The 23516-nt window shown below is 71.0% G+C and carries 18 protein-coding genes and 2 pseudogenes; 14 read left to right on the top strand and 6 right to left on the bottom strand.

Features of this window, described 5'->3' with window-relative positions:
* Positions 1 to 6: 6 nt before the first annotated feature.
* The 5 genes from ACIHCL_RS08650 (at position 7) to ACIHCL_RS08670 (ending at position 8786) form a co-directional block, all read left to right on the top strand.
* The gene (locus ACIHCL_RS08650) at positions 7 to 630 is read left to right on the top strand and encodes a TetR/AcrR family transcriptional regulator (RefSeq protein WP_399858581.1); all 624 of its coding nucleotides are present in this window, start codon (positions 7 to 9) and stop codon (positions 628 to 630) included.
* 231 nt (positions 631 to 861) lie between these two features.
* Positions 862 to 2205, top strand: a complete 1344-nt coding sequence (locus ACIHCL_RS08655) for an MFS transporter (RefSeq protein ID WP_399858583.1) — start codon at positions 862 to 864, stop codon at positions 2203 to 2205.
* Positions 2206 to 2483: 278 nt separating this feature from the next.
* Positions 2484 to 4091: a citramalate synthase gene (gene cimA, locus ACIHCL_RS08660; RefSeq protein WP_399858586.1), complete on the top strand. Its 1608-nt coding sequence runs from the start codon at positions 2484 to 2486 to the stop codon at positions 4089 to 4091.
* A gap of 256 nt (positions 4092 to 4347) precedes the next feature.
* Positions 4348 to 5796 (top strand): hypothetical protein, encoded by a 1449-nt coding sequence (locus tag ACIHCL_RS08665; RefSeq protein WP_399858587.1) that lies wholly within the window; start codon positions 4348 to 4350, stop codon positions 5794 to 5796.
* A 119-nt stretch (positions 5797 to 5915) separates the two neighbouring features.
* A complete protein-coding gene (locus ACIHCL_RS08670) occupies positions 5916 to 8786 on the top strand; it encodes a SpoIIE family protein phosphatase (protein WP_399858590.1) in 2871 nt (956 codons plus the stop codon).
* Between the two features lie 194 nt (positions 8787 to 8980).
* Here the strand turns inward: ACIHCL_RS08670 and ACIHCL_RS08675 are convergent, their stop codons facing one another.
* On the bottom strand, positions 8981 to 9604 hold the full coding sequence (locus tag ACIHCL_RS08675; protein ID WP_399858593.1) for a YceI family protein: 624 nt from the start codon (positions 9602 to 9604) through the stop codon (positions 8981 to 8983).
* Between the two features lie 257 nt (positions 9605 to 9861).
* Between ACIHCL_RS08675 and ACIHCL_RS08680 the strand changes: the two genes are divergently transcribed.
* The 5 genes and pseudogenes from ACIHCL_RS08680 to ACIHCL_RS08700 form a co-directional block, all read left to right on the top strand.
* Positions 9862 to 10386, top strand: coding sequence for a hypothetical protein (locus tag ACIHCL_RS08680; protein WP_399858595.1), 525 nt, complete (start codon positions 9862 to 9864; stop codon positions 10384 to 10386).
* A gap of 337 nt (positions 10387 to 10723) precedes the next feature.
* Positions 10724 to 11314, top strand: a pseudogene (locus ACIHCL_RS08685) (helix-turn-helix transcriptional regulator); the annotation flags it as partial.
* Between the two features lie 110 nt (positions 11315 to 11424).
* On the top strand, positions 11425 to 12414 hold the full coding sequence (locus ACIHCL_RS08690; protein ID WP_399858598.1) for a hypothetical protein: 990 nt from the start codon (positions 11425 to 11427) through the stop codon (positions 12412 to 12414).
* Between the two features lie 358 nt (positions 12415 to 12772).
* Positions 12773 to 14920 carry an RNA polymerase recycling motor ATPase HelR gene (gene helR, locus ACIHCL_RS08695; protein ID WP_399858601.1) on the top strand — a complete coding sequence of 716 codons (2148 nt, stop codon included), beginning with the start codon at positions 12773 to 12775 and terminating at the stop codon, positions 14918 to 14920.
* Positions 14921 to 15090: 170 nt separating this feature from the next.
* Positions 15091 to 15339: pseudogene (locus tag ACIHCL_RS08700) on the top strand (hypothetical protein); the annotation flags it as partial.
* A 399-nt stretch (positions 15340 to 15738) separates the two neighbouring features.
* Here ACIHCL_RS08700 and ACIHCL_RS08705 read toward each other — a convergent pair.
* From ACIHCL_RS08705 to ACIHCL_RS08725, 5 genes are all read right to left on the bottom strand, one after another.
* Complete coding sequence (locus tag ACIHCL_RS08705; protein ID WP_399858603.1) at positions 15739 to 16476, bottom strand: nicotinamide riboside transporter PnuC; 738 nt, start codon at positions 16474 to 16476, stop codon at positions 15739 to 15741.
* Between the two features lie 115 nt (positions 16477 to 16591).
* Positions 16592 to 17050 (bottom strand): riboflavin kinase, encoded by a 459-nt coding sequence (locus ACIHCL_RS08710; RefSeq protein WP_399858606.1) that lies wholly within the window; start codon positions 17048 to 17050, stop codon positions 16592 to 16594.
* Positions 17043 to 17567, bottom strand: a complete 525-nt coding sequence (locus ACIHCL_RS08715; RefSeq protein WP_399858608.1) for a flavin reductase family protein — start codon at positions 17565 to 17567, stop codon at positions 17043 to 17045. The genes ACIHCL_RS08710 and ACIHCL_RS08715 overlap by 8 nt, the downstream gene beginning before the upstream one ends.
* Before the next feature lie 35 nt (positions 17568 to 17602).
* Entirely contained in the window at positions 17603 to 18949 is a 1347-nt protein-coding gene (locus ACIHCL_RS08720) for an NtaA/DmoA family FMN-dependent monooxygenase (protein ID WP_399858611.1), read from the bottom strand.
* A gap of 40 nt (positions 18950 to 18989) precedes the next feature.
* Positions 18990 to 19910, bottom strand: a complete 921-nt coding sequence (locus tag ACIHCL_RS08725) for a ribokinase (RefSeq protein ID WP_399858614.1) — start codon at positions 19908 to 19910, stop codon at positions 18990 to 18992.
* Between the two features lie 117 nt (positions 19911 to 20027).
* Between ACIHCL_RS08725 and ACIHCL_RS08730 the strand changes: the two genes are divergently transcribed.
* From ACIHCL_RS08730 to ACIHCL_RS08745, 4 genes are all read left to right on the top strand, one after another.
* Positions 20028 to 21020 carry a LacI family DNA-binding transcriptional regulator gene (locus ACIHCL_RS08730; RefSeq protein WP_399858615.1) on the top strand — a complete coding sequence of 331 codons (993 nt, stop codon included), beginning with the start codon at positions 20028 to 20030 and terminating at the stop codon, positions 21018 to 21020.
* A 367-nt stretch (positions 21021 to 21387) separates the two neighbouring features.
* On the top strand, positions 21388 to 21786 hold the full coding sequence (locus ACIHCL_RS08735) for a hypothetical protein (protein ID WP_399858617.1): 399 nt from the start codon (positions 21388 to 21390) through the stop codon (positions 21784 to 21786).
* 243 nt (positions 21787 to 22029) lie between these two features.
* A complete protein-coding gene (locus ACIHCL_RS08740) occupies positions 22030 to 22899 on the top strand; it encodes an MBL fold metallo-hydrolase (RefSeq protein WP_399858618.1) in 870 nt (289 codons plus the stop codon).
* A 214-nt stretch (positions 22900 to 23113) separates the two neighbouring features.
* Positions 23114 to 23416 carry a hypothetical protein gene (locus tag ACIHCL_RS08745; RefSeq protein ID WP_399858621.1) on the top strand — a complete coding sequence of 101 codons (303 nt, stop codon included), beginning with the start codon at positions 23114 to 23116 and terminating at the stop codon, positions 23414 to 23416.
* Positions 23417 to 23516 lie beyond the last annotated feature (100 nt).

The following is a 23516-nucleotide window of genomic DNA, read 5'->3' on the forward strand; positions in this document are numbered from 1 at the left end:
CGAACCGTGCCCCCCGCCCCACGCCGCCGCAACACCGCCCCGCCCCGCGAGGAGGTGCTGGCCGCCGCCATGGCCACCATCGCCGAACGGGGCCTCGACGGCCTCACCATGGCCGGGCTGGGCCGTGAGGTCGGGATGAGCAGCGGGCACCTCCTCTACTACTTCCGCACCAAGGACGAACTGCTGCTGCGCACCCTGGAGTGGAGCGAGGGCCGGCTCGGCGCACGGCGGCGCGCCCTGCTGGCCGGGCCCGCGACCGTACGCGAACGGCTCGACGCGTACATCGGCCTCTACCTCCCCGACGGCCCGCGCGACCCGCACTGGACGCTCTGGCTGGAGGTGTGGAACCGCTCGCAGAACGCCGACGACGACGCCCGCGCCCGGCAGGCCGCGATCGAGGGTGCCTGGCACCGCGACCTGGTGGCGCTGCTCGCGGAGGGCGCCTCGCGCGGGGAGTTCCGTGGCGTCGACGCCGAACGGTTCGCCACCCGGCTGCGCGCCCTGCTGGACGGATTCAGTGTCCATGTCGCGGTCGGCCTCCCCGGTACCGGACGCCCCCAGATCCTGGACCAGGTGCGCGAGTTCATCGACGAATCGCTCATCGCCCCCGTACCGCCCGCCGCTTCGTGAACGCTCCGGCCGCCGGGCCGGCCGCCCCCGGCACCCGCCTCCCCCCGCACGTCTCCCGGCACACGCGCCGCCGTGAGCGGGCGCACCGCCCGGACGCACCCCGCACGGGCGAGCGCGCCGCCCCGGACGGACGTGTCGCGCCGCAGTGAACCGGTCGTACGCATGTACGCGTTGACCGTCGCCGGTTGCGCCCTTGTCGCGCTCCCGGCCGTTCGGGCACGGTGACGGACCATGGGACGAGAGCAGTGGAAGAAGATCTGGGTCGGCTCCGCCGGCAACATGGTCGAGTGGTTCGACTGGTTCGTGTACGCGACCTTCGCCGTCTACTTCGCGGACTCGTTCTTTCCCGAGGGCAACGAGACCGCCAACCTCATGAACACCATGGGCATCTTCGCCGTGGGCTTCTTCATGAGACCGGTCGGCGGCTGGCTGCTCGGCCGGGTCGGCGACCGCAGGGGCCGCAAGGCCGCACTGACCCTCACCGTCACCCTCATGTCGGCCTCCGCGGTCCTCATCGCCGCCGCACCCACGTACGGCACCGCGGGATACGGCGGCGTCGCCGTGCTGCTGCTGGCCCGGCTCCTCCAGGGCCTCTCCGTCGGCGGCGAGTACGCCGCCAGCGCCACCTACCTCACCGAGGCGTCCGCCCCCGGCCGCCGCGGCTTCGCCTCCAGCTTCCAGTACGTGTCGATGACCGCCGGCCAACTCGTCGGCCTCGGGCTCCAGATCGTCATGCAGCGCACCATGTCCGAGGAAGCCCTGCACAGTTGGGGCTGGCGCATCCCCTTCATCATCGGCGCGCTCGGCGCCGCGGTCGTCTTCTACCTGCGCCGCTCGATGCTGGAGACCGAGGTGTACGCCGAGTCGGGTGCCGCCGAGCAGAAGGACCGGGGCACCCTGAAGGCGCTGTGGCGGCACAGGCGCGAGGCGTTCCTGGTGATGGCCCTGACCATGGGCGGCACCGTCGCGTACTACACGTACACGACCTACCTCACCAAGTTCCTCTCCACGAGCGCCGGGATGGAGAAGTCCACCGCCTCGCTCGTCAGCTTCTGCGCCCTTTTCGTCTTCATGTGCCTCCAGCCGCTCGCCGGACTGCTCTCCGACCGGATCGGCCGCCGCCCGCTGCTGATCACCTTCGCGATCGGCTCCACCCTTCTGACGGTGCCGATCATGACGCTCCTCCGACACGCCGGCACCTTCTGGCCCGCCTTCGGCCTGGCGCTCCTCGCCCTGGTCGTCGTCACCGGCTACACCTCCATCAACGCCTGTGTGAAGGCCGAACTCTTCCCGACCGGTGTCCGAGCCCTCGGCGTCGCGCTGCCGTACGCCCTCGCCAACGCGATCTTCGGCGGTACCGCCGAATACGTGGCCCTGTGGTTCAAGAAGGCGGGTGCCGAGTCCGGCTTCTACTGGTACGTGGCGGGCTGCGCCGCCGTCTCCCTGGTGGTCTATCTCACGATGCGGGAGACCCGGGACATCGACCTGGGGCGGGTCGGTGCCGGAAGGCCGGAGAAGCAGGGGGCGGAGACGTCCGGTAGCCCCGATGCCCCGAGCGTCACGCCCGCATCCTGAGACACGACACGGCATGGAGGCCACCTTGTGCGACACTGCTTCCGTGCCCTCGTTCGTCATGATTATTGGCAACAGGCGCGCCGGTCCGCAGTGACCGTCCCGCACCACCCCGTGCGGCACGGCCACCGTGCCCCAGACCCGCGCGCAGACCTCTCGCACCCGCGAGGGGTTTTTTCGTTTTCCGGCCCTCACCTCGGTCGGGGCGAGGCGCGCGGGATGATGGGGGCAAGTGGAGCCAGATCGCCCGGATCCACTCATCCGACAGGAGTCAGACCAGCATGACCACCAAGGCCACGGCCACCGACGACGGCTTCCATGTCTTCGACACCACGCTGCGCGACGGGGCCCAGCGTGAAGGCATCAACCTGACGGTCGCGGACAAACTCACGATCGCCCGGTATCTGGACGACTTCGGCGTGGGCTTCATCGAGGGCGGCTGGCCCGGCGCCAACCCCCGCGACACCGAGTTCTTCGCCCGTGCCCGGCAGGAGATCCAGTTCAGGAACGCCCAGCTGGTCGCCTTCGGCGCGACCCGCCGCCCCGGGGGCAAGGCCGCGGAGGACCCCCAGGTCAAGGCGCTGCTGGACTCCGGTGCCCAGGTGATCACCCTGGTCGCCAAGTCCCACGACCGCCATGTGGAACTCGCCCTGCGCACCACCCTCGAAGAGAACCTGGAGATGGTCCGCGACACCGTCTCCCACCTGCGCGAACAGGGGCGCCGGGTCTTCGTGGACTGCGAGCACTTCTTCGACGGCTACCGCGCCAATCCCGAGTACGCCAAGTCCGTGGTCCGCGCCGCCGCCGAAGCCGGCGCCGACGTCGTCATCCTCTGCGACACCAATGGCGGCATGCTCCCCGCCCAGGTCCAGGCCGTCGTCTCCACCGTCCTCGCCGACACCGGCGCCCGGCTCGGCATCCACGCCCAGGACGACACCGGCTGTGCCGTCGCCAACACCCTGGCCGCCGTCGACGCGGGTGCCACCCATGTCCAGTGCACCGCCAACGGCTACGGCGAGCGGGTCGGCAACGCCAACCTCTTCCCCGTCGTCGCCGCGCTGGAACTCAAGTACGGCAAGACCGTGCTGCCCGAGGGCGCACTGGCCGACATGACCCGCGTCTCGCATGCGATCGCCGAGGTCGTCAACCTCATCCCGTCCACCCACCAGCCCTATGTGGGCGTCTCCGCCTTCGCCCACAAGGCCGGGCTGCACGCCTCCGCGATCAAGGTCGATCCCGATCTCTACCAGCACATCGACCCCGCGCTGGTCGGCAACACCATGCGGATGCTGGTCTCCGACATGGCGGGCCGCGCCTCCATCGAGCTCAAGGGCAAGGAACTCGGCATCGATCTCGGCGGCGACCGCGAACTCGTCGGCCGGGTCGTCGAACGCGTCAAGGAACGCGAGCTGAGGGGCTACACCTACGAGGCGGCCGACGCCTCCTTCGAGCTGCTGCTGCGTGCCGAGGTCGAGGGCCGCCACCGTGGCTACTTCCGCACCGAGTCCTGGCGCGCCATCGTCGAGAACCGCCCGGACGGCTCGCACGCCAACGAGGCGACCGTGAAGCTCTGGGCCAAGGGGGAGCGGATCGTCGCCACCGCCGAGGGCAACGGACCGGTCAACGCGCTCGACCGGGCGCTGCGCGTGGCGCTGGAGCGGATCCACCCGCAGCTCGCCAAGCTGGAACTGACCGACTACAAGGTCCGCATCCTCGAAGGCCGCACCGGCACCGAGTCCATCACCCGCGTCCTCATCACCACGAGCGACGGCGACGGCGAGTGGTCGACCGTCGGCGTGGCCGAGAACGTCATCGCGGCGTCCTGGCAGGCGCTGGCGGACGCGTACACCTACGGGCTGCTGCGGGCCGGCATCGAGCCGACCGAGTAGCGCGCCGACACGCGGCGGGCCGGTCCGGCCTTCGAACGGACCGGCCCGGTGTCCGGCCGCCTGCTCCAGGGCCGCCTGCTCCAGGGCCGCCTGCTCCCGGGCCGTTTGGCCCCGGGCCGAGGCCGGACGGTACCCGGCGTCCCGTTCCCGGCCGACCTGGTCCTCCGGCTTCCCCGGTTTTCCGGCCGGTCCCGTCTGCTCGCCGTCCGGGGCGCGTGGCGGGGCGCGGCTCGCCCGCGCGGGTTAGCGTCGAAGTATGCGGAACAGGACGTTCCTGACCTGGTTGGCCAGTCTGCTCCTCCTGATGCTGACGGTGGCCGTGCCCGCCACGGCGCACGCCCCGGCCGTCCCGCCGTCCTCGCCGTCCCCGGTCGTCGCGGCCGCCGCGGACCGGGACCACGGGGCGATCGGGACGGGGGAAGCGGTCGGGCCGTTCACGGCCGTCGGCGCGTCGAGCGTCGACGAGGTCGCGCGGGCGCTGCGCAAGAACCCCGTGTACGTCGACCCGGCCGCCGCGAACCAGCTCTCCGCGGCCCAGGCGGCGGCCCTGACGCGGAAGATCAAGGATGCCGACAAGCCCGTGTTCGTGGCGGTCCTGCCACGTACCCCGGCGTTCCCCGAACGGACCCTGCTGCCCACCCTGCGCACCCTCACCGGCATCACCGGCGTCTACGCCGTCCGCCTCGGCGACCGGTTCGCCGCCGGTGCCGATCCGCAGGTCATGTCCACGCGCGCGGTCCACAACCTCACCGCCGCCGTGAAGACGCCGGGGACGGGCACCGATGCCGCGACCCAGTTGAACGCCTTCGTCGACCAGGCCGTCGACCAGGCCAGGGGCAGCGCCCCCGCCTCCTGGGGCGGCACCACCGCGCGGGGCGGGGCCCCCACCGCCGGGCTGGTCGCGCTCGGTGCGGTCCTGGTGCTGGGCGGCGGCACGGCCTACCTGATCGCCCGACGCAACCGCAGGCGCGGGGCGGAGGAGGAACGGGCCGCTCTCGACAAGCTCCGGGTGGTCGTCGACGAGGACATCACGGCGTACGGCGAGACCCTGGAGCGACTCGACTTCCACCCCGCCGAACCGGGCGCCGACGACGCCATGCGCGCCGACTACGAACGGGCCCTCGACTCCTACGAGACCGCGAAGGTCCTGATGGTCCGGGCCCGCCACCCCTCCGACGTGCGCGCGGTGACGCGGGCGCTGGAGGACGGACGTTTCTCCCTCGCCGTCCTGGAGGCCCGCCGGACCGGCGGCGAACTGCCGGTCCGGCGCCCGCCGTGCTTCTTCGACCCGCGCCACGGCCCCTCGGTCACCGATGTCCGGTGGTCCCCGTCCGGGGGTGCGGTTCGCGAGGTCCCGGTCTGCGCGGCGGACGAGATCCGGCTGCGCGAGGGCGAGGCGCCGCTGAGCCGCACCGTCGAGACGGACGACGGCCGTCGCCGCCCGTACTGGGAGGCGGGCCCGGCCTACGGCCCCTGGGCGGGCGGATACTTCGGCGGCGGACTGCTTCCCGGCCTGCTGGTCGGCACCATGCTCGGCTCCATGCTGTCGAGCCCGGCGTACGCGGCGGAGTACGGCGGTGGCGACTTCGGCTCCGGCGGCTGGGGCGGTGGGGACTTCTCCGGCTCCGACTACGACCCGTCCGGGTTCGACGGCGGGGGATTCGGCGACTTCGGAGGCGGCGGCTTCGACGGCGGCGGCTTCTGAGGCACCAGTGGCTTCTGAGGCGGTGGTGGCTTCCGAAGCGCCGACCGGTGGCCTCCCCCGAGGGGCCGCCACCCCGAGCCCGCTCCCCGGTAGGGGCGATTCATGCTAGACCTAAACTCATGTTCGGTATCGGTCGATTTCGGGCGAGGCTGCGACGCTCCGTCCGGCGGCCGGATCAGCACGAGGAGAAACGCCCGGATCCCGCCGCGCCCGCGCCGCCCGGTCGCGGTGCGGCGGACCCCTCCCCGGCCCGCGAACTGCGGTCCCTGTTCACCGTGCGGACCGTGGCCGGCCAGGTGTTCTGCCTCGTGCTCGCGCTCGTCCTCCTGCTCGTCGTGGCAGGCGCGGTCGCCCTGGTGGTGCAGGGGCGCAGGGACAGTCTCGACGAGGCCCGGATGCGCACCTTGAGCGTGGCCCAGACGTTCGCCTCCGCGCCGGGCATCGTGACGGCGCTGGACGGCAAGGACCCCACGGCGATCCTGCAGCCGCGCGCGGAGGAGGTCCGCAGGGACGCCCACGTCGACTCCGTCGTCGTGGCCAGCACCCAGGGCATCCGCTACACCCATCCCAACCCCGCGCTGATCGGCAAGCACCTCATCGGCCCGTACAAGGAGGCGTTGACCGGTCCGGGCTTCACCCGGACGTTCAAGGGCAGCCAGGGACTCTCGGTCACCTCGGTGGTACCGGTCATCCGCCCGGACGGTTCGGTCGCCGGCCTGGTGTCCGTCGGGCTCACCAACGAGTCGGTGAGCAGTGTGACCGACCGCTACATCCCGCTCGCCACGGCCGTCGCCCTCATCGCGGCGGCGCTCACCACGACCGGCGCGGCCCTGCTGAGCCGACGGTTGCGTCGGCAGACACACGGGCTCGGTCCCGCCGAGATGACCCGTATGTACGAACATCATGACGCGGTGCTGCACGCCGTACGCGAGGGCGTCCTCATCGTCGGCGCCGACCAGCGGCTCACGCTCGTGAACGACGAGGCGCGCAGGCTGCTCGACCTGCCTCCGGACGCGGAGGGCCGAGCGGTGACCGACCTGGGACTGCCCCCGGACGCGGCCGCGCTCCTCACCGGCGGCGACATCGTCACGGACCAGGTGCTGCGCAGCGGCAAGCGGCTGCTGGCGGTCAATGTGCGGCACACCGACATGCGCCGCGGCCCTCCCGGCACCGTGGTGACACTGCGCGACACCACGGAACTGAGCGCCGTCACCGGCCGCGCGTCACTCATCAGGGAGCGGCTGCTGCTCCTGTACGAGGCAGGGGCCCGGGTCGGCACCACCCTGGACGTCACCCGGACGGCCCAGGAGCTGGCCGACGTCGCGACCCCCGGGTTCGCCGACGTCACCACCGTCGACCTCGCCACCCCCGCACCGCCGGGGGAGGAGCCCGCCGCCGATGTCCCGCTGAACATGCACCGTACCGCCGTGGCGTCCACCGACCCGGAGCAGCCTCTCTACCCGGTCGGCCACCAGGTCGGACTGCTGCCCACCAGGACCGCGGCCATGCGCCTGGACGTCGCGGAGACCGGGCTGGGGCCGGATGTGATCGCCCGGCTGGGGTGGCAGAACTGGAATCCCGAACGGGCCGAGGACCTCCGGCTGTTCGGGTTCCGCGCGGTGCTCTCCGTGCCGCTGCGCGCGCGGGGGGTCACCCTGGGGCTGGCGAACTTCTGGCGCTTCAGGGGGGCCGAGCCGTTCGACGGCGACGACGAGTCCTTCGCCGAGGAGCTGGTGGCCCGTGCCGCGGTCAGCATCGACAATGCCCGCCGGTACACCCGTGAGCACGAGATGGCGGTCACGCTGCAACGCAGTCTGCTGCCCCGCGGCCTGCCCGAGCAGACCGCCCTGGAGGTCGCCCACCGCTATCTGCCGGCGCGGGCCGAGGTGGGCGGCGACTGGTTCGACGTGATCCCGCTGCCCGGTGCCCGGGTCGCGCTGGTCGTCGGCGACGTGATCGGGCACGGCTTGCACGCCGCCGCCAACATGGGACGGCTGCGGACCAGCATCCACAACTTCTCCGCCCTGGACCTGGCCCCCGACGAACTCCTCGGGCACCTGGACGAGGTCGTCAGCCGGATCGACCGGGCCGAGGCGGCCGGCGAAAGCGGCGTCGAGATCAGCGGCGCGACCTGCCTGTACGCGATCTACGACGCGGTGTCGGGGAACTGCACGATGGCCCGCGCCGGCCATCCCGGCCCCGCACTGATCCTCCCGGACGGCACCGTCGAGTTCCCCGAGGGTCCGGTGGGTCTGCCCCTCGGCATCGGCGGGATGCCGTTCGAGTCGGCCGAGTTCCATGTGCCGGAGGGCAGCCGCCTGGTCCTCTTCACCGACGGTCTCTTCGAGCGCCGCGGCCGGGACATCGACGCCGGGCTGGAGATGCTGCGCGACGCGCTCGCCGGCCGCGACCGCACGCCGGAGGAGACCTGCGACGCCGCGCTCGACGCGATGCTGCCCGATCCGCCGACGGACGACGTCGCTCTGCTCGTGGCCCGTACCCGCATCCTCGATCCCGACCAGGTCGCGCAGTGGGACGTGGCCACCGATCCGGCGGCCGTGGCCGGGGTCCGCAGGAACGTCGCCGCATGGCTGTCCGAGCGGGGCCTGGACGAGGAGGCGTTCACCACCGAACTGATCCTGAGCGAACTCGTCACCAACGCGATGCGCTACGGCACCGGGCCGATCGAGGTCCGTCTCCTGTACGACCGCAGCCTGATCTGCGAGGTGTCCGACACCAGCAACACCTCACCGCATCTGCGCTACGCGGCGACGACCGACGAGGGCGGTCGGGGCCTGTTCCTCGTCGCCCAGATCGCCGAGCGCTGGGGCACGCGCTACACCGAGGCGGGCAAGGTGATCTGGTCGGAGCAGGCGGTCGGCGAACAGGGGGCCGCGGAGGGGCCCGCGGAACGGGCGGGAAACGACACCGGCGCGGCGGACGGGGAGCGCGGCGAGCCGGACTCCGGTGGCGGAACGGGGCCCCGGTGACGGACCCGCCGGGGCGTCGCCCCCGGTGACGGACCGGACGGGCGGGCTCCGCGGACCGGAGCCGGAACGGGCTTCGCGCCCCATGCCGAGCGCCCGCCTTCCATCCCTGGAGGGGGAGAGGGAGGAGGCGGGCGCGCTCGCGGTCGTGCGCCGGCCGGGACGGCGGGGGCACGAAGGGGGAGGGGGCAGAGGCGTCAGGCCTGGGGGGCGGCCTTGATCGCGGAGATGTCGAAGTTGAGCTTGACCTTGTCGCTGACCATCACGCCACCGGTCTCCAGCGCCGCGTTCCAGGTCAGGCCCCAGTCGGAGCGCAGGATGTCCGCGCTGCCCTCGAAGCCGACACGCTCGTTGCAGTAGACGTCGGTGGCCGAGCCGTTGAACTCCAGGTCGATGGAGAGCGGACGCGTGACGTCCTTGATCGTGAGGTCGCCGGTGATGCGGTACGTGTCGCCGCCGAGCTGCTCGGCGCGCGTGGACCGGAACGTCATGAGGGGGAACTTCTCGACGTCGAAGAAGTCCGCGCTGACCAGGTGGCCGTCACGGTCGGCGATGCCGGTGTCGATGCTGGCGATCTTGACGTCGATGGAGGCGGAGGAGTGGGCCGGGTCGTGGCCGTTGAGGTCCAGCTTGCCCTCGTACTCGCCGAAGGCGCCGCGCACGTTGGTGACCATGGCGTGCCGCACGGTGAAGCCGATGCTGCTGTGCGCCGGGTCGATTGTGTACTCGCCGGTCAGAGCGGCCAGGGCGGGGTCGACGGCGGTGGTGGCGACGGCGGTGGCGGACGGCGTGTCGTTCTTCTTGCGGCCGAACAGGGCCATGACTTCTCCTCGGGGGACGTGAGCGAGCGGCGATCAAGGTGTTGTTTAACCTTCAACGAGAATGACTGTAGTGCCATCTTGTTAAAGTTTCAATATGCAGCTCGTGTGGATGGCGGGCGCGACCTCGCGGGTGGCCGGCATTGCTCGCCCGACGCCCTCAGTCCTCTGGTTGACGCCTCCAGCCCTCTGGCGACGCGCATAGAAGTCGGGCACCATCTCCCTGGCCCTTGTTTGTCATGACCAGGAGGAGTCCCCCCATGGTGTCCCGTATGACACTGCGCCCCGTCCTGACCGCCTTCGCCCTCGTCCTGGGCGTGCTCTTCGCCCCCGGCATCGGTGTCCTCGGCAGTGGTGCCACCGAGGCGCACGCCGTCACCAAGCTCACCCACGCCCAGGCCACCGCCCGGTTCAGCTCCTCCGGGGTCACCTGGTCGTCCTCCGGCGGCTGCTCCAACCGCAACGTCTCCACCTGTACCTCGTTCGACCAGCTCAACCTGCCCACCGCTCAGGGCGCCCAGACCCTCAAGAGCGCCACCGGCTGCGCGCTGAACATCACGGGCGGCACCGAGACCGGGCACGCGAGCGGCACGTACTCGCACTGGAACGGCTACAAGCTCGACTTCGCCAAGTCGACCTGCCTGACGAACTACGTCAAGAACACCTTCACCTACATCGGAGTGCGTGGTGACGGCGCTCCGCAGTACAAGTCCGGTTCCGGCAACATCTACGCCGACGAGGGCAACCACTGGGACGTGACGTACTACAACTGCGGCGGCTGCTGACCGTACGCCGCGCACACCGCGCCGCGCACACCGCGCCGCGCACACCGCGCCGCGCACACCGCGCCACGCATGCAGCGCCGCCCGAAGTGAACATGTGGGTGCTGGCCCTGACGACTATGTCGGGGTCGGCACCCACACGCGTGTACGCGCCCGGACCGGCGCCGCCGCGCCCGGCCGGACGGAGCCGTCGTCGGCCGGCAGGGGGGCGTAGGCGATCGGCGTCCAGACTCTCCGTCACTCCGTGGATCCAGGGGGGAGTTGGCCGATTCCGTTCGCGCGAGTGGCGCAGGCTCCGTATCCCGCCTCAATAGTCTATTTGGACTGATAGATTTCGACCATGCCTCGTCGCGCACTCGACAACCCGATCGTCCTCGCGGTGCTGGGACTGCTCCTGGAGCAGAGCTCGCACCCGTATCAGATGCTCTCCGAGCTGCGAAAACGCAGTGACAACCACGCGGCCGCGATCACCCGCGGCACCCTCTACAACACCGTCGCCGCCCTGGCAGAGGCGGGATGGGTGGCAGCCCAGGGGCAGCAGCGCTCGGGCAACCGCCCGGAGCGGACCGTGTACGCCCTCACCGACGCCGGACGCGACGAACTCGTACGCCGGCTGGACGACCACATCCGTACGCCGGAAAGGGAGTTCTCCCAGTTCCTGGGCGCCGTCAGCTATCTCGGCGCACTGGGGCCGGAAGGGGCCGTCGAGGCCCTGACCGAACGGGCCCGGCGCCTCGGGCGGCGTACGGCGGCGGACGAGGAACGCCTCGCGGACACGCTGACGTCGGGCGTTCCCCGGCTGCACGTCATCGAGGCGGAGTACGCGCTAGGGCTGGCGCGCGCCGAACTGGCCTGGATCGACACGGTCGTCGACGACATCCGCACCGGGCGACTGGCCTGGCCCGAAGTCCCGGCACCGAGGTCCGAAGCCGGGTGGGAGCGCCCCGGGGCCGGGCGGGAGACGCCCGAGACCGGGCAGCCGCCCGAAGCCGGGAGAGAGGGGCCCGAAGCGGGGCGGGAGCGGGAAGCAGGGGAGGACGCATGACGCCGAACGCCCACGAGGGGCTGCTCTTCGGGATCTATCCGGGTTCGGTCGCCGGTGACGACTCCGGAGGGCTGGCCGCCGGTCCGCCGGACGACCCCGCCCGCGTGTCCCACGCCCTCGACCTGCTCCAGGGCCGGGCCGGGCGCCCGTTCCTGGTACGTGCCTACACGGGTTTCGGGGACGACACCCGGCTCGGCGGCCCGCACCCGACGGGCACGCCCGCCGCCGCGGAGCGGTACGCCGGCCGGGGGCGCCGACTGGACCTGGTGGCCCAGTACCGCTCGGCAGCCGCGGACATCGACGGATACTGTGCCTTCCTGCGCGAACTCGTCGAACAGTACGGGGCGTCGACCGGAACGCTGCAAGTGGCGGAGGAGCCCAACGTCGCGTCGAACTCCGTACTGGACGGCTACTACCCGGGCGTGAGCGAGGCGATCGTCCGAGGCGTGTCCGCTGCCAAGGCACGGGCCCGCGAACTCGGCCACACCCACCTGCGGGTCGGCTTCAACACCACGCCGCTCTTCGGGCCCGCGGCCTCCTTCGTCACCGGCCTCACCGCCCTCGGAGGCGACGGCTTCGTCGCCGAACTCGACTACGTGGGGCTCGACTTCTTCCCGGACGTGTTCCGACCCGTGCCCGCCGCCGAGCTGGCGCCGTCCGTCGAGGGACTGCTGCGCCACCACCGCCACACGGTCCTGGAACCGGCGGGCCTGGGGCACCTGCCGCTGCACATCACCGAACACGGCTGGCCCACCGGCCCTGACCGCTCCCCGCGCCGTCAGGCCGAGGTCGTCGAGACCGTGGTGCGCGTCATCGCAGCCCATGCGAGGGAACTCCGGCTGAGCGGCTACACCCACTTCGCGCTGCGCGACGCCGACAGCGCGAACCCGGACCTGTTCCACCGGTTCGGGCTCACCGCCGACGACTACACCCCGAAGCCCGCCTTCGAGGCCATGCGGGCGCTGATCGAACGCTTCGGCGTGTGACAGGAGTGGGGCGGTTCCACCGGCCCCACAGGGCTGTTGACCTGAGGGGCCGGGTTCCGTGCGTCGTCGGGACGGACGTCCGCGGGGACGGGCGGCAGAAGGCCATGGGGTACAGGCATCGGGCGGACATCCATGAGGTGGGCGGTCCGCGTGGAGGCGGCCTGGGGGCATGCCCGTTCCTTGCCACTTTCAGCCTATAACGCACGGGGGGCCTTGCGGCAAGGCCCCCCTTGTGTCGCAGAATCATCCGCCCGGGTCGGGACCTGCGGAAACTCAGGGGCGACCGGGTCTGTCACCCCGGTCCGTACGCCATGCCGCACGCGTCGGCCCCAACCTGCCGCACAACGGAGTTGATGATGTGAAACCCCTGACCGCCAGCGCTTTCGACCTTGCCGACCGCCTCGCCCCGAAGGCGGATCCGGCGCTGATCTCCGATGACGAAGGGCACTTCGAGGCCATCGCGGAGAGCCTCGACGAGCTGATCACCGAGTTGTCCGAACGCCTCGTCGCCGAGCGCAGGGCGCCCGGCGGCCTGGGGCGGCAGGCGATGGACCGGGACGCGGAGATCCACCGGCTGACCGGACGCCTGCGCACCCTGCGCCGTTTCGGCCTGGACCTGTGCCTCGGGCGCATGGTCGGTGCGGACGGCGCCGACCCCGTGTACGTCGGACGACTCGGCCTGGCCGACAGCTCGGGGCGCCGACTGCTGGTCGACTGGCGTTCCCCTGCCGCCGAGCCGTTCTTCGGAGCCACCCACGCCAACCCGATGGGGCTGGCGAGCCGCCGCCGCTACCGCTGGACCGGCGGTCGGATCAGCGACTACTGGGACGAGGTGTTCACCCCGGACGGGATCGCCGGGCACGCCGCGCTCGACGACCAGTCCGCCTTCATCGCCAGTCTGGGCGGCAACCGGTCGGCACGGATGCGGGACGTGCTCGGCACCATCCAGGCCGACCAGGACGCCATCATCCGCGCGGGATCACGCGGCGCCCTCGTCGTCGACGGCGGTCCGGGCACGGGCAAGACCGTCGTCGCCCTGCACCGCTCCGCCTATCTCCTCCACTCCGATCCGCGCCTCGGCCACCGCAGGGGCGGCGTGCTGGTCGTCGGCCCGCACCAGCCCTACCTGGGCTACGTCGCCGACGTCCTGCCCAGCCTCGGGGAGGACGGCGTGCGGACCTGCACCCTGCGGGACCTCGTCGCCGAGGGAGCCGGGGCCGGGGCCGAGACCGACCCGGAGGCGGCCCGGCTGAAGTCGTCCGCGGACCTGGTGAACGCGATCGAGGCGGCCGTCAGGTTCTACGAGGAACCGCCTGCCACGGGCATGACGGTCACAACCCACTGGTCCGACATCCGGCTGACGGCCCACGACTGGGCCGTGGCGTTCGAGGCGGCGGAACCCGGCACCCCGCACAACGAGGCGCGCGACCAGGTCTGGGAGGAGCTGCTCACGATCCTGATGGACAAGCACGACGGCGGCGCCCCGGAGAACATGCTCCGCACCTCGCTGCTGCGGAACAGGGAACTGCGCACCGCCTTCGACCGCGCGTGGCCGCTGCTCGAAGCGGCCGATCTCGTCGCCGACCTCTGGTCGGTCCCCGCCTACCTGCGGATGTGCGCCCCCTGGCTCGCCCCGGAGGAGGTCCGGCTGTTGCAGCGCACGGAGGGACGGGCGTGGACGGTGTCCGACCTGCCGCTGCTCGACGCGGCACGGCAACGGCTCGGAGACCCGGAGGAGGCGCGGCGCAAGCGCCGTCACGAAGCCGCTCTCGCCGTCGAACGCGAGCACATGGCCCGGGTGATCGACACCATCCTCCAGGCCAATGACGACGGCGAGGGCGCGGTGACGATGCTGCACGGGCAGGACATGCGGGACACCCTGGTCGACGGGACCGCGGCGACCGGCGCCGAACCGGACCTGCTCGCCGGGCCGTTCGCGCACATCGTCGTGGACGAGGCGCAGGAACTGACCGACGCGGAGTGGCAGATGCTGCTGCTCCGCTGTCCATCCCGCAGCTTCACCATCGTCGGGGACCGCGCCCAGGCCAGGCACGGGTTCACGGAGTCATGGCAGCAGCGGCTGGAGCGGGTCGGGTTCGACCGGATCGCCCTGGCCTCCCTGAGCGTCAACTACCGGACGCCGGCGGAGGTCATGGCGGAGGCCGAACCGGTCATCCGGGCCGTGCTCCCGGACGCCAACGTGCCGACCTCCATCCGCGGCGGTGGCGTCCCCGTCGCCCACGGGCAGGTCGGGGACCTGCCCACGATCCTCGACGCCTGGCTCGCCGAGCACGCCGACGGGATCGCCTGTGTCATCGGCGATCCCGCCTTCCGGCCGACTCCCCGCGTCCGGTCACTGACCCCGGAGTTGTCGAAGGGGCTGGAGTTCGACCTGGTCGTCCTGGTCGATCCCGAGAGGTTCGGCGAGGGCGTCGAGGGAGCGGTCGACCGTTACGTCGCGATGACCCGGGCCACCCAGCGACTCGTCGTCCTCACCAGCCACTGACACGGTTCCCGTGGGGGCGCTGCGGCGTCACCGCGCGAGGCGGACGGACAAGGGGCGGGCGGACCACCGACCGTGAAAGCCGGCGGTCCAGGGCGCGTAGGCGCGGAGGAACGCCGGCGGCCCGCGCCACGACGTCCGACTCGTCATCGGGCAGCTGCCGGGTGCCGAGCCCGGAACGCATCTTCTCCCCGATCCTCGACGAGGACCACGCGATCAAGATCGTGAGGGACTGGAGCGTGAAGGACAGTGGTGTCGGCTCCGTGACCCGATTCGAGGTCGAGTCGGAGTTTCCGAGCCGGTATCCGGTCCAATAGGCCAGAGGGCGGACGGTCCCCGAACCGGGGCTTCTGGCCGAGGAGTTGGACGACTTCAACGCTCACATGGTCGGCGAGAGCCAGGTGGTCCACGAGTTTCGCTGAGGCAGGCGGCTCGCCGACGGGGCAGGCCGCCCGGTGCGACGATCGCCGCGTTGCCGATGTGATCGGCGCCTGGAGAGAACGAAGTGCGGGTGGAGAGCCGGCTCACTGGTGACTGCCGCAGCCGGGTGCGGCCTCGCGATCCGCCGAGACAGGAGACCCGAGAGCCACCTCGCCGGTCTCCACCCGCGTGGGGCGGTGATCTGGACGCGCAGTCTCCGCCCCACGCCCTGATCAGGACTCGGGACAGGCCCTGGCCGACCGGGTTTCGTTGCCCGCCAGGGCACTGAGCCGAAGGGCAGCGCGACGCCGCCCAGGGAAGGTGAGTGAGGTTCCGAGCGCTCAGCCGGGTGGCGTCGGCCGATGTGTGTCCGCGACCGTGACCATCGGTCAGTCAGCAGCTCAGGAGCCACTTGCTGTTTCAGGACGGGAGTCGTACGACCCCGTGGCCGGTGGCGTGTCGTTCCGGCTCTCCAGGACGACGGCCGGCTCGATCGGCGAGGCGATCTCCTGGGCCTTGCTGTGAGACGCCCAGTCGCGGATTCCCATGACGACCATGACGAAGAAGATCGCGTAGACGATCCCGGAGAAGTACAGCTGGGAATGGATGGCGAGGGGCACCCCGACGAGGTCGACGGCCAGCCAGACGAACCAGAACTCCACGTACCGCCGGGCCTGGGTGTACATCGCCAGGATCGAACCGACGAAGATCCAGGCGTCGGCCAGGACCATCCACCAGGGAGCACCCGGGTAGAACGACGCGTCGGTCGCCTTGAGCAGGGCAGCGAACGCGAACGTGCCGACGGCCATGACGGCGATCAGCACGACGCGTTCCCGCCACGATGCCCAGCGGACGTTGATCGTGCCTTCCTTCTCCCTGCTGCGCCGCCACGTCGCCCAGCCCCATGATGCCGATGCTATGATCACAACTTGCCGGGCGGCGTTGCCTCCGAGATGGACGTTCAGGCTCGCGATCAGCAGCAGGACCGACCCGAGGATCTGCACCGGCCAGGCCACGAGCAGGCGTCTCAGTGCCAACCAGACGGTTGCGAGCGCCAGGATGTTGCCCAGGAAGTCGGACCAGTAGACGGAGACGCCGAAGAAGCTGAATTGGTCGTTCAGCCACTGGAATGCGCTCATTACCAACACCTTTGTTTGTTCGGGACAAGACTGGGCGTGAGTGATGGGCCCGGACCGGGCCGGTCATGACGCACGGAGTTCGGCGGTGCGCGCCGAGTCCGTGCGGATGGATACCTCAGGCGGAGAGGGTGCTCCCGTGCGCGGCGAGCACGTCGGTGAGGACGCGCCGCCCGTGGTCGGAATCGAGAAGCGTCTCGGACCGCAGGACGTCCTGCCGGGCGGAGCGCACCAGGTCGTCGGGTGACGCGAACTTCACCGTGTCTCGAATCCGTGCCACGAACCACAGCCCGACGCGCTCTCCGTAGAACTCGTCCGAGGTGTCGTGGCAGTACACCTCGACATGTACATCCGAGGTGTCGCAGAAGGTCGGGTTCGACCCGATACTGATCGTTCCGCGGTGGACGGTGCCGGTCGAGTGGCGTACGACCCAGCCGCTGTAGATCGCAGGCGGTGGGACGCGTGAGCCGGGGTCGGCCGCGATGTTCGCGGTGGGAAACCCGAGCCCGCGGCCTCGGCCGGCACCGTGCACCACCACACCCGTGAGGCCCGGGTGGACGGGCAGGTTGTCACGCATGGGGGGTGAGCTCGCGGAACTGGCTGGTGTGGAAGACGAGTGGTTCCACACCGGAGAACAGTTCAGCCGTCCTCAACTCCATGAGCACGATCTCGTGATCGCCGCCGTCGTAGGTCGCGCACACCCGAGCGGTCAGCCAGAGCGCGGCGTCCTCGATCAGGACGGCGCCCTCGGGCGTCGCCTTCCACGCGACGCCGTCGAAGCGGTTGCCCTCCCGGGACGCCAGGCGTCGGCACAGCGCACCCTGACCGTGGCTGAGCACGCTCAGCCCCAGAACGGGTGCCGCCGCGAGGCGCGGCCAGGTGGCCGAGGTGCGGGCCACGCTGATCGCGACCATGGGCGGTTGGAGCGAGATCGAGACGAACGAGTTCGCCGCGAACCCGACCGGTTCCATCCCGCGCAGCGCGCTTATCGCGACGACACCGGTCGGGTAGGCCCCGAACGCTTGTCGCAGCGTCGCCGCGTCCAGCTCCGCCGGCGCGGATGTCGCGGGCGGGTTGTGGGCAAACGTGGCCATGGACTTCCGACATCCTCTCGTCGCGCGTGCTGATTTCAGTGCCGGTACTGGGCCGCGGGGTGGCTGGCCGGCAGCGCGCGGTCGGATGCTCCGGTGAGACGTTCGCGCAGGCTTTCCCCCTCCGCGTACTGCCCGCGGAAGACTCCGCGCGCCCGCAGGATCGGCAGGACCGACTCGACGAAGTCCGTCGTCGAGGTCGGCTGGATCGTCGGGGACAGCAGGAATCCGTCGAGGTCGGCGCCTTCCGCCAGCGCGCAGATCTCGTCGGCGATCTCCTCGGCCGTGCCGACGACGGGCCGTGCTCCGACGCCGTGGGTGTGCCAGTCGCCGAGGACATCACCGACCGTCTTGCCGGCGAAGCGGGCCACCTGGGTCTGCGAAAGCTCGGTGGAGAGATCCGCCATGGGCGTCTCGGGCGCGTAGGACGAAAGGTCGAGCCCGGTGAACATGGCATAGCTGGCGACGGTCACCTCGGGCCGCTGAGCGTCGAGGATCTGCTGATAGCGCCGTTCCGCATCGGATGTCGTCGCACCGACGACACACGAGAACGCCGACATCACCTTCACCTCGTCGGCCCGGCGCCCCGCCTTGACCGCCTCCTCACGGATGGAGGCGGTGTGCCCGGCGAGTTGCTCGACCGAGCCGCTCCCCACGAACATGCATTCGCCGTGCCGGCCGCCGACCCGGCGCCCGGCCGGCGATGCCCCTGCCTGGAACAGCACGGGCGTGCCCTGCGGCGAACGCGCGGTGTTGCCGTACCCCTCCGAGCGGAAGAACGGGCCCTTGTGGGTGATGAGGTGCACCTTGGCAGGGTCGGCGAACCTTCCGTCCTTGTCCTTCTCCAGCGCGTCCGGCTCCCAGGCCCCCTCCCAGTACTTGTAGACGAGGTCGAGGAAGTCCTCGGCCATCCGATAACGGTCGTCGTGCGCCACCATCTCCATGCCGAACGCCTTGACCGCGGTGTCGGCCGTGCCGGTCGTCACGATGTTCCAGCCGATCCGGCCACCGGAGAGCTGGTCGAGCGTGGCCATGCGGCGCGCGAACGCGTACGGCGGTTCCACGAGGACGGAGCCCGTCATGACGAGGCCCAGGTTGGTCGTCGTGGACAACAGCGCGGACGCCACGACCATCGGATCGAGCCGCGGAAGGTCGAGGGTCTCCTCCGTGGCGATGGGCGGGCGCACGCCGTCGATCTCGGACCAGCCCCAGGCGTCGGCGAGGAACAGGAAGTCCAGCTTGGCGTCCTCGCAGATCGCGGCGAGATCGCGCCAGTACTCAAGAGTGTCGAAATGGTGCCGTCGGCTGTCGGGGTGGCGCCAGGTGGCCGTGCCACTCGCATTGGTCTGCGCGTTCTCGAATACGCCGAGCTTGAGGTTCCTCATGGGTGGTTCTCCGTAGTGCTGGTGGGTGGCTCGTGGGACGTCAGGAAGCAGAAGTGACTGCGGGGACGTCGAGTTGGGCCGCGTAGGGCATGGATGCCTGTGCACCGAGGCCGGTGACGGCATGCGACGCCGCGTGCACGGCACGTTGGGCTGCGGTCGGAAGGTCGATGCCGCGTGCGAGGGCGTCCGCGAGGGCACCGCAGAAGGTGTCGCCGGCGCCCACGGTGTCGACGGCGTCCACGCATGGGGCGGGGATGTGTGTGATGTCCGTGCTGCGCGCCTCCTTCAGGATGGCGCCGTTTGCACCGAGTGTCACCACGACGGCCCGGCACGGGAGCGTGGCGCGCTCCAGCAGGCCACGCGCCTCGTCTACGTCCGCGGGCAGGGCGGTGCCGAGAAGTGAGGCGAGTTCTCCGAGGTTGGGGACGAGGACGTCGACGGCGGCCAGTACCCGCGTGTCGACCGGGCGGGCGGGGGCGGGGTTGAGGATGACGATCCCGCCCTGTTCGCGGGCCCGCAGGATGGCCAGGCCGACCACGTCGGGTGGTATCTCGTTCTGGACAAGGACGACCTCTCTCGTCGATCGGACGAGCCGGGACGGCAGATCCTGCACACCGAGGTCGGCGTTGGCCCCCGGATTCACGACGATGGTGTTCTCGCCGGCTTCGTCGACGACCACCGCGGCGATTCCGGTCGTGGCTCCCTCGTCCGGCCGCACGGCATCGACGTCCACGCCTTCGGACGCGAGCGCGTCGAGGATGGCGGCCGCGTCCGCGCCGACCCTGGCGACGAGACGCACCCGCGATCCGAGGCGGGCGGCCGCGACGGCCTGATTGGCTCCTTTGCCGCCGGCCCCCTCCACGAAGTGCTGTGCGAGCACGGTCTCGCCGGGGTGCGGCAGGTCCTTGACAGTCAGGACGAAGTCGCGGTTCACCGAACCAACGACGGTGATGGACGACACTGATACTCCTTGGGAGATCGATTTCCGACATGTTGTACCAGCGTTTACGCGCCGTCAAGTAATCTGCTCAACGCTGTTTGTTGGCGTATCCGCCCACCGACCGAGAAGGACACTCACGTGACAGTGCCCCGACTCCTCGACGTGGCCGAGGCCGCCGGCGTCTCCCGCGCGACGGCATCACGTGTCCTCGCGGGCACGCCGCGCAACGTCGATCCCGAGCTTGCGCGCCGCGTCGAAGAGGCCGCGCACCGGCTCGGCTACCAGACCAACCACGCCGCCCGGGCACTGCGCACCGGCACCACCGGTGCCATCGGCGTCATCGTCCCCACCCTCGCCAACCCCTATTTCGTCCAACTCGCCGATGCCATCGCACAGCACGTGCGTGCCGCCGGCGGCACGCACGTGGTCTCCGACGCGGCGAACGACACCGCGATCGAGGCCGAGCAGATCGACACCCTGCTCGATGGCCGAGTGGACGGACTGTTCGTCGTCCCCGTATCGGCCACCGCGTCCGGACCCGCCATCCGCAATGCCGCCAGACGCCGTCCCGTCGTCCTCTTCGACCGGTGGGCCAAAGGGTCCGGCACCGTCGCCGTCACACTCGACAACGCGTCCGCGGTCGAGCTTCTCGTCGATCACCTGGAGGGCATCGGGCGGCGCCGGATCGCTCTCGTCGCCGCCGATCAGGCATCCTCCTCGGGCGCCGAACGGCTCGCGGCCTTCACCAAGAGGCAGGGGCCCGACGCCACCACCATCCTGCTGCCCAGCTTCACCACCGACGCCGGACGGACGGCGGGGCGCCGCATCATCGAACAGCGTGACCAGGTCGACGCGGTCGTCTGCGGAGCCGACGTCCTCGCCGTAGGGCTCGTGAGCACGCTGCACCGTTCATCGGTCGCGGTACCCGGGCAGATTGCCGTCACCGGGTTCGACGACACCGAGATACTTGAGCTCCTCGATCCGCCCATCACATCCATCCGCCACCCGTTGTCCGCCATGGCCGAACGCGCACTGACTCTGCTTCAGGCACCCGGCCGCGAACGAACCGAACGGGTCGAACGGTTCGCTCCCCAGCTCGTCGTTCGCGCCTCGACCGATGTGGAGCCCTGACGTATGGTCACGCCACTGGTTCAGCGCGGTGTGGTGGTGCCCGCCCGGGCCTCGGCGGGAGACGCCCACGGGCCGACCGATGCCGTTACGTCACCCGATCCGGGGCACGGCCTCCACCGCTGGATCCGGCCCGTGAACGCTCCACAGCAGGTGCTTTTCCCCCAGTCGGTTCGCCGACCGGCGCGGCGAGATCCCACGGATTCGGGTAAGTAGCATGCTCGGTCATGGCGATGTTTGTGCACTTGACGTCGGCGGCGAACGCACAGCGCATCCGGCGGTCCGGTATCCGGGCGGCCAGCCACGGACAAGGCGGTGTGCGCGGGGTGTACTGCTTTCCGGTGCTGCCGTCGCACACCCTCACCCACCAGTGGCTGCGCGAACTGGCCCGTTTCGGGCGCCGGGGTGGGCTTGTGGCCGTCCATGTACGGCTCGACGACGACGAGCACGTGCTGGTCGGGCGCTATACGGACCGGGCGCGGGACGCCCAGTCCACCGTTCCCGCGGCCGAAGCGGTGCGGCGCATCGCCGCACTGGACGACCCGCGAGGGGGTTCCTGCACATTCACCGGTACCTCGACCCGAACGATGGGCGGGGGCTGTTGCTGGTGGCGGCGCTCGCGGACAAGCGGGGCGTGGGGGAGCGGAAGCCCGGCGAGGTGGTGTGGTGCGAGTTCGCGGTACGCGGCCGAGGGCCGTGCCCGGCGGCGGACGCACCGGCCAGTGGGCCGACCCCCTTGTTCCGTGAGCGGGCGAAGGGGTGGTCGTGAGCGGCAGCGGCTGGGTGACGGTGGCCTGAGCGGCGGGTCCGAAGGCTGTCGCGTGGCCGATCCGTGTTCGTGCCTTGCGCCCGGTGCGGGATGTCCGATTCGCTTCGGTCGTTCTGTCCCGAGAGCGGCACAGAACCGGAAACACCAGAGTGGTGGCTCCTATCGGTTCGAGCCGTGCGTCGGTTACTCCTGGGACGGCGGCCCTCGACGGGTCGTTCCCGTGGACGTGGAAGGAACCCGGCTGTGAACGACTGGTACGTGGACGACCGCTGCACCAACTGCGACGTCGCCCGGCAATTCGCCCCCGACCTCATCGGCGAGGAAGACGGCAAGTCGCGGATCCTGCGGCAGCCCGGAGACGAGGCGGAGGAACGGCGCTTACAGGCCGCGGTCTTCGCCTGTCACACCCGCTCGATCCGCCCCGCGTCGGGGCGGATCGACCCGGCACTCGACCCGTTCCCGATGGCGCTGGACGACGGCGTACTCGTGTGCGGGCACAACTCCCGGCACACCGCGGGGGCCAACTCCTATCTCCTCCTGCGGCCTTCCGGCGCGGTCATGATGATCGACACCCCGCGCTGGAGCCCCGGACTCGCCGAGCGGTACGCGGCGTCGGGCCCCGTCACCGATGTGCTGCTCACCCACCGCGACCATGTCGCGCACGGGCGGCGCTACGCCGATCACTTCGGGGCCCGGCTGTGGATCCACGAAGACGACCTCGACGCGGTGCCGGACGCGGACCAGGTGATCCGGGGACTCGATCCCGTGGAGATCGGCGAGGGCGTCACCGCCCATCCGCTGCCCGGCCACACCCGGGGCAGTGTGCTCTACCTCGCGGACGACCGGTACTGCTTCAGCGGCGACAGCTTCTACTGGTCGCGCACGACCGGTGATCTCGAAGTCGTGGACAGCGTGACCTGGTACTCCATCGAGGAGTTGGCCGCCTCGCTGGCCCGGACGGCCGTGCTTCTGCGGTTCGAGTGGGTGCTGCCCGGCCACGGCGACCGGCACCGCCTGGACGCCGACGAGATGTCCCGGCGGCTGCGCGCACTGGCCGAACGCGCGGCACTGCTGCGGCCCCGGCCGGTCGACTTCACGGCCGTCCGCTGGTGAGCAGGGCTGGTGAGCCGCCGTTCGGGAGGCGGCGGGCGCGGTGGGCACGGCGTTGCCGACAGCCGGGCGCAGCGCCCGCCACCGTGCCCGAACAGCGGCGCGGGGTGGCGGACACACCGTCACTTGGACTTACGCAACACGGTTGTTGGACTGGAGCACGCGGAGTAGTCGCAGGTCATTGACGGTGTCCGGGCGCGGGGACTACGCAGTGCACATGTCGCGAAGAATCACTTCGGCGGGTGCAGCAGCCGCCTCAGCCGCAGTACCGGCCTTGGCGGGGACCGCCACCCTTCCCGCCACGGCATTCGCCGGCCCCTCGCCCGCCGACGCCGACGGCACGGGGAAGGCAGGATCGCCGCTGCCGACGGCGGCCGACGGCGCCCGGAGGCCCACCGCCGACACCACCGGCGCCACGTACGCCGCCCCGATCGTCGGCAGCGGCAGCGGCAGCGGCGACGGCGGCAAGGGAAACGGCCACGCCGACTTGGGTGACGCCCGTTTCCGCCGCGGAAACTGACCCTTCCCCCGAGATCCGGGACGGTGCGCCGCCGCCCGGACACCGGCCCCGTCCCCACACCCCCACCTCCCGGACCCTGACGACCCCGCCAAGAACGGAG

The organism is Streptomyces sp. NPDC052042 (assembly GCF_044548345.1).
Lineage (GTDB): Bacteria > Actinomycetota > Actinomycetes > Streptomycetales > Streptomycetaceae > Streptomyces.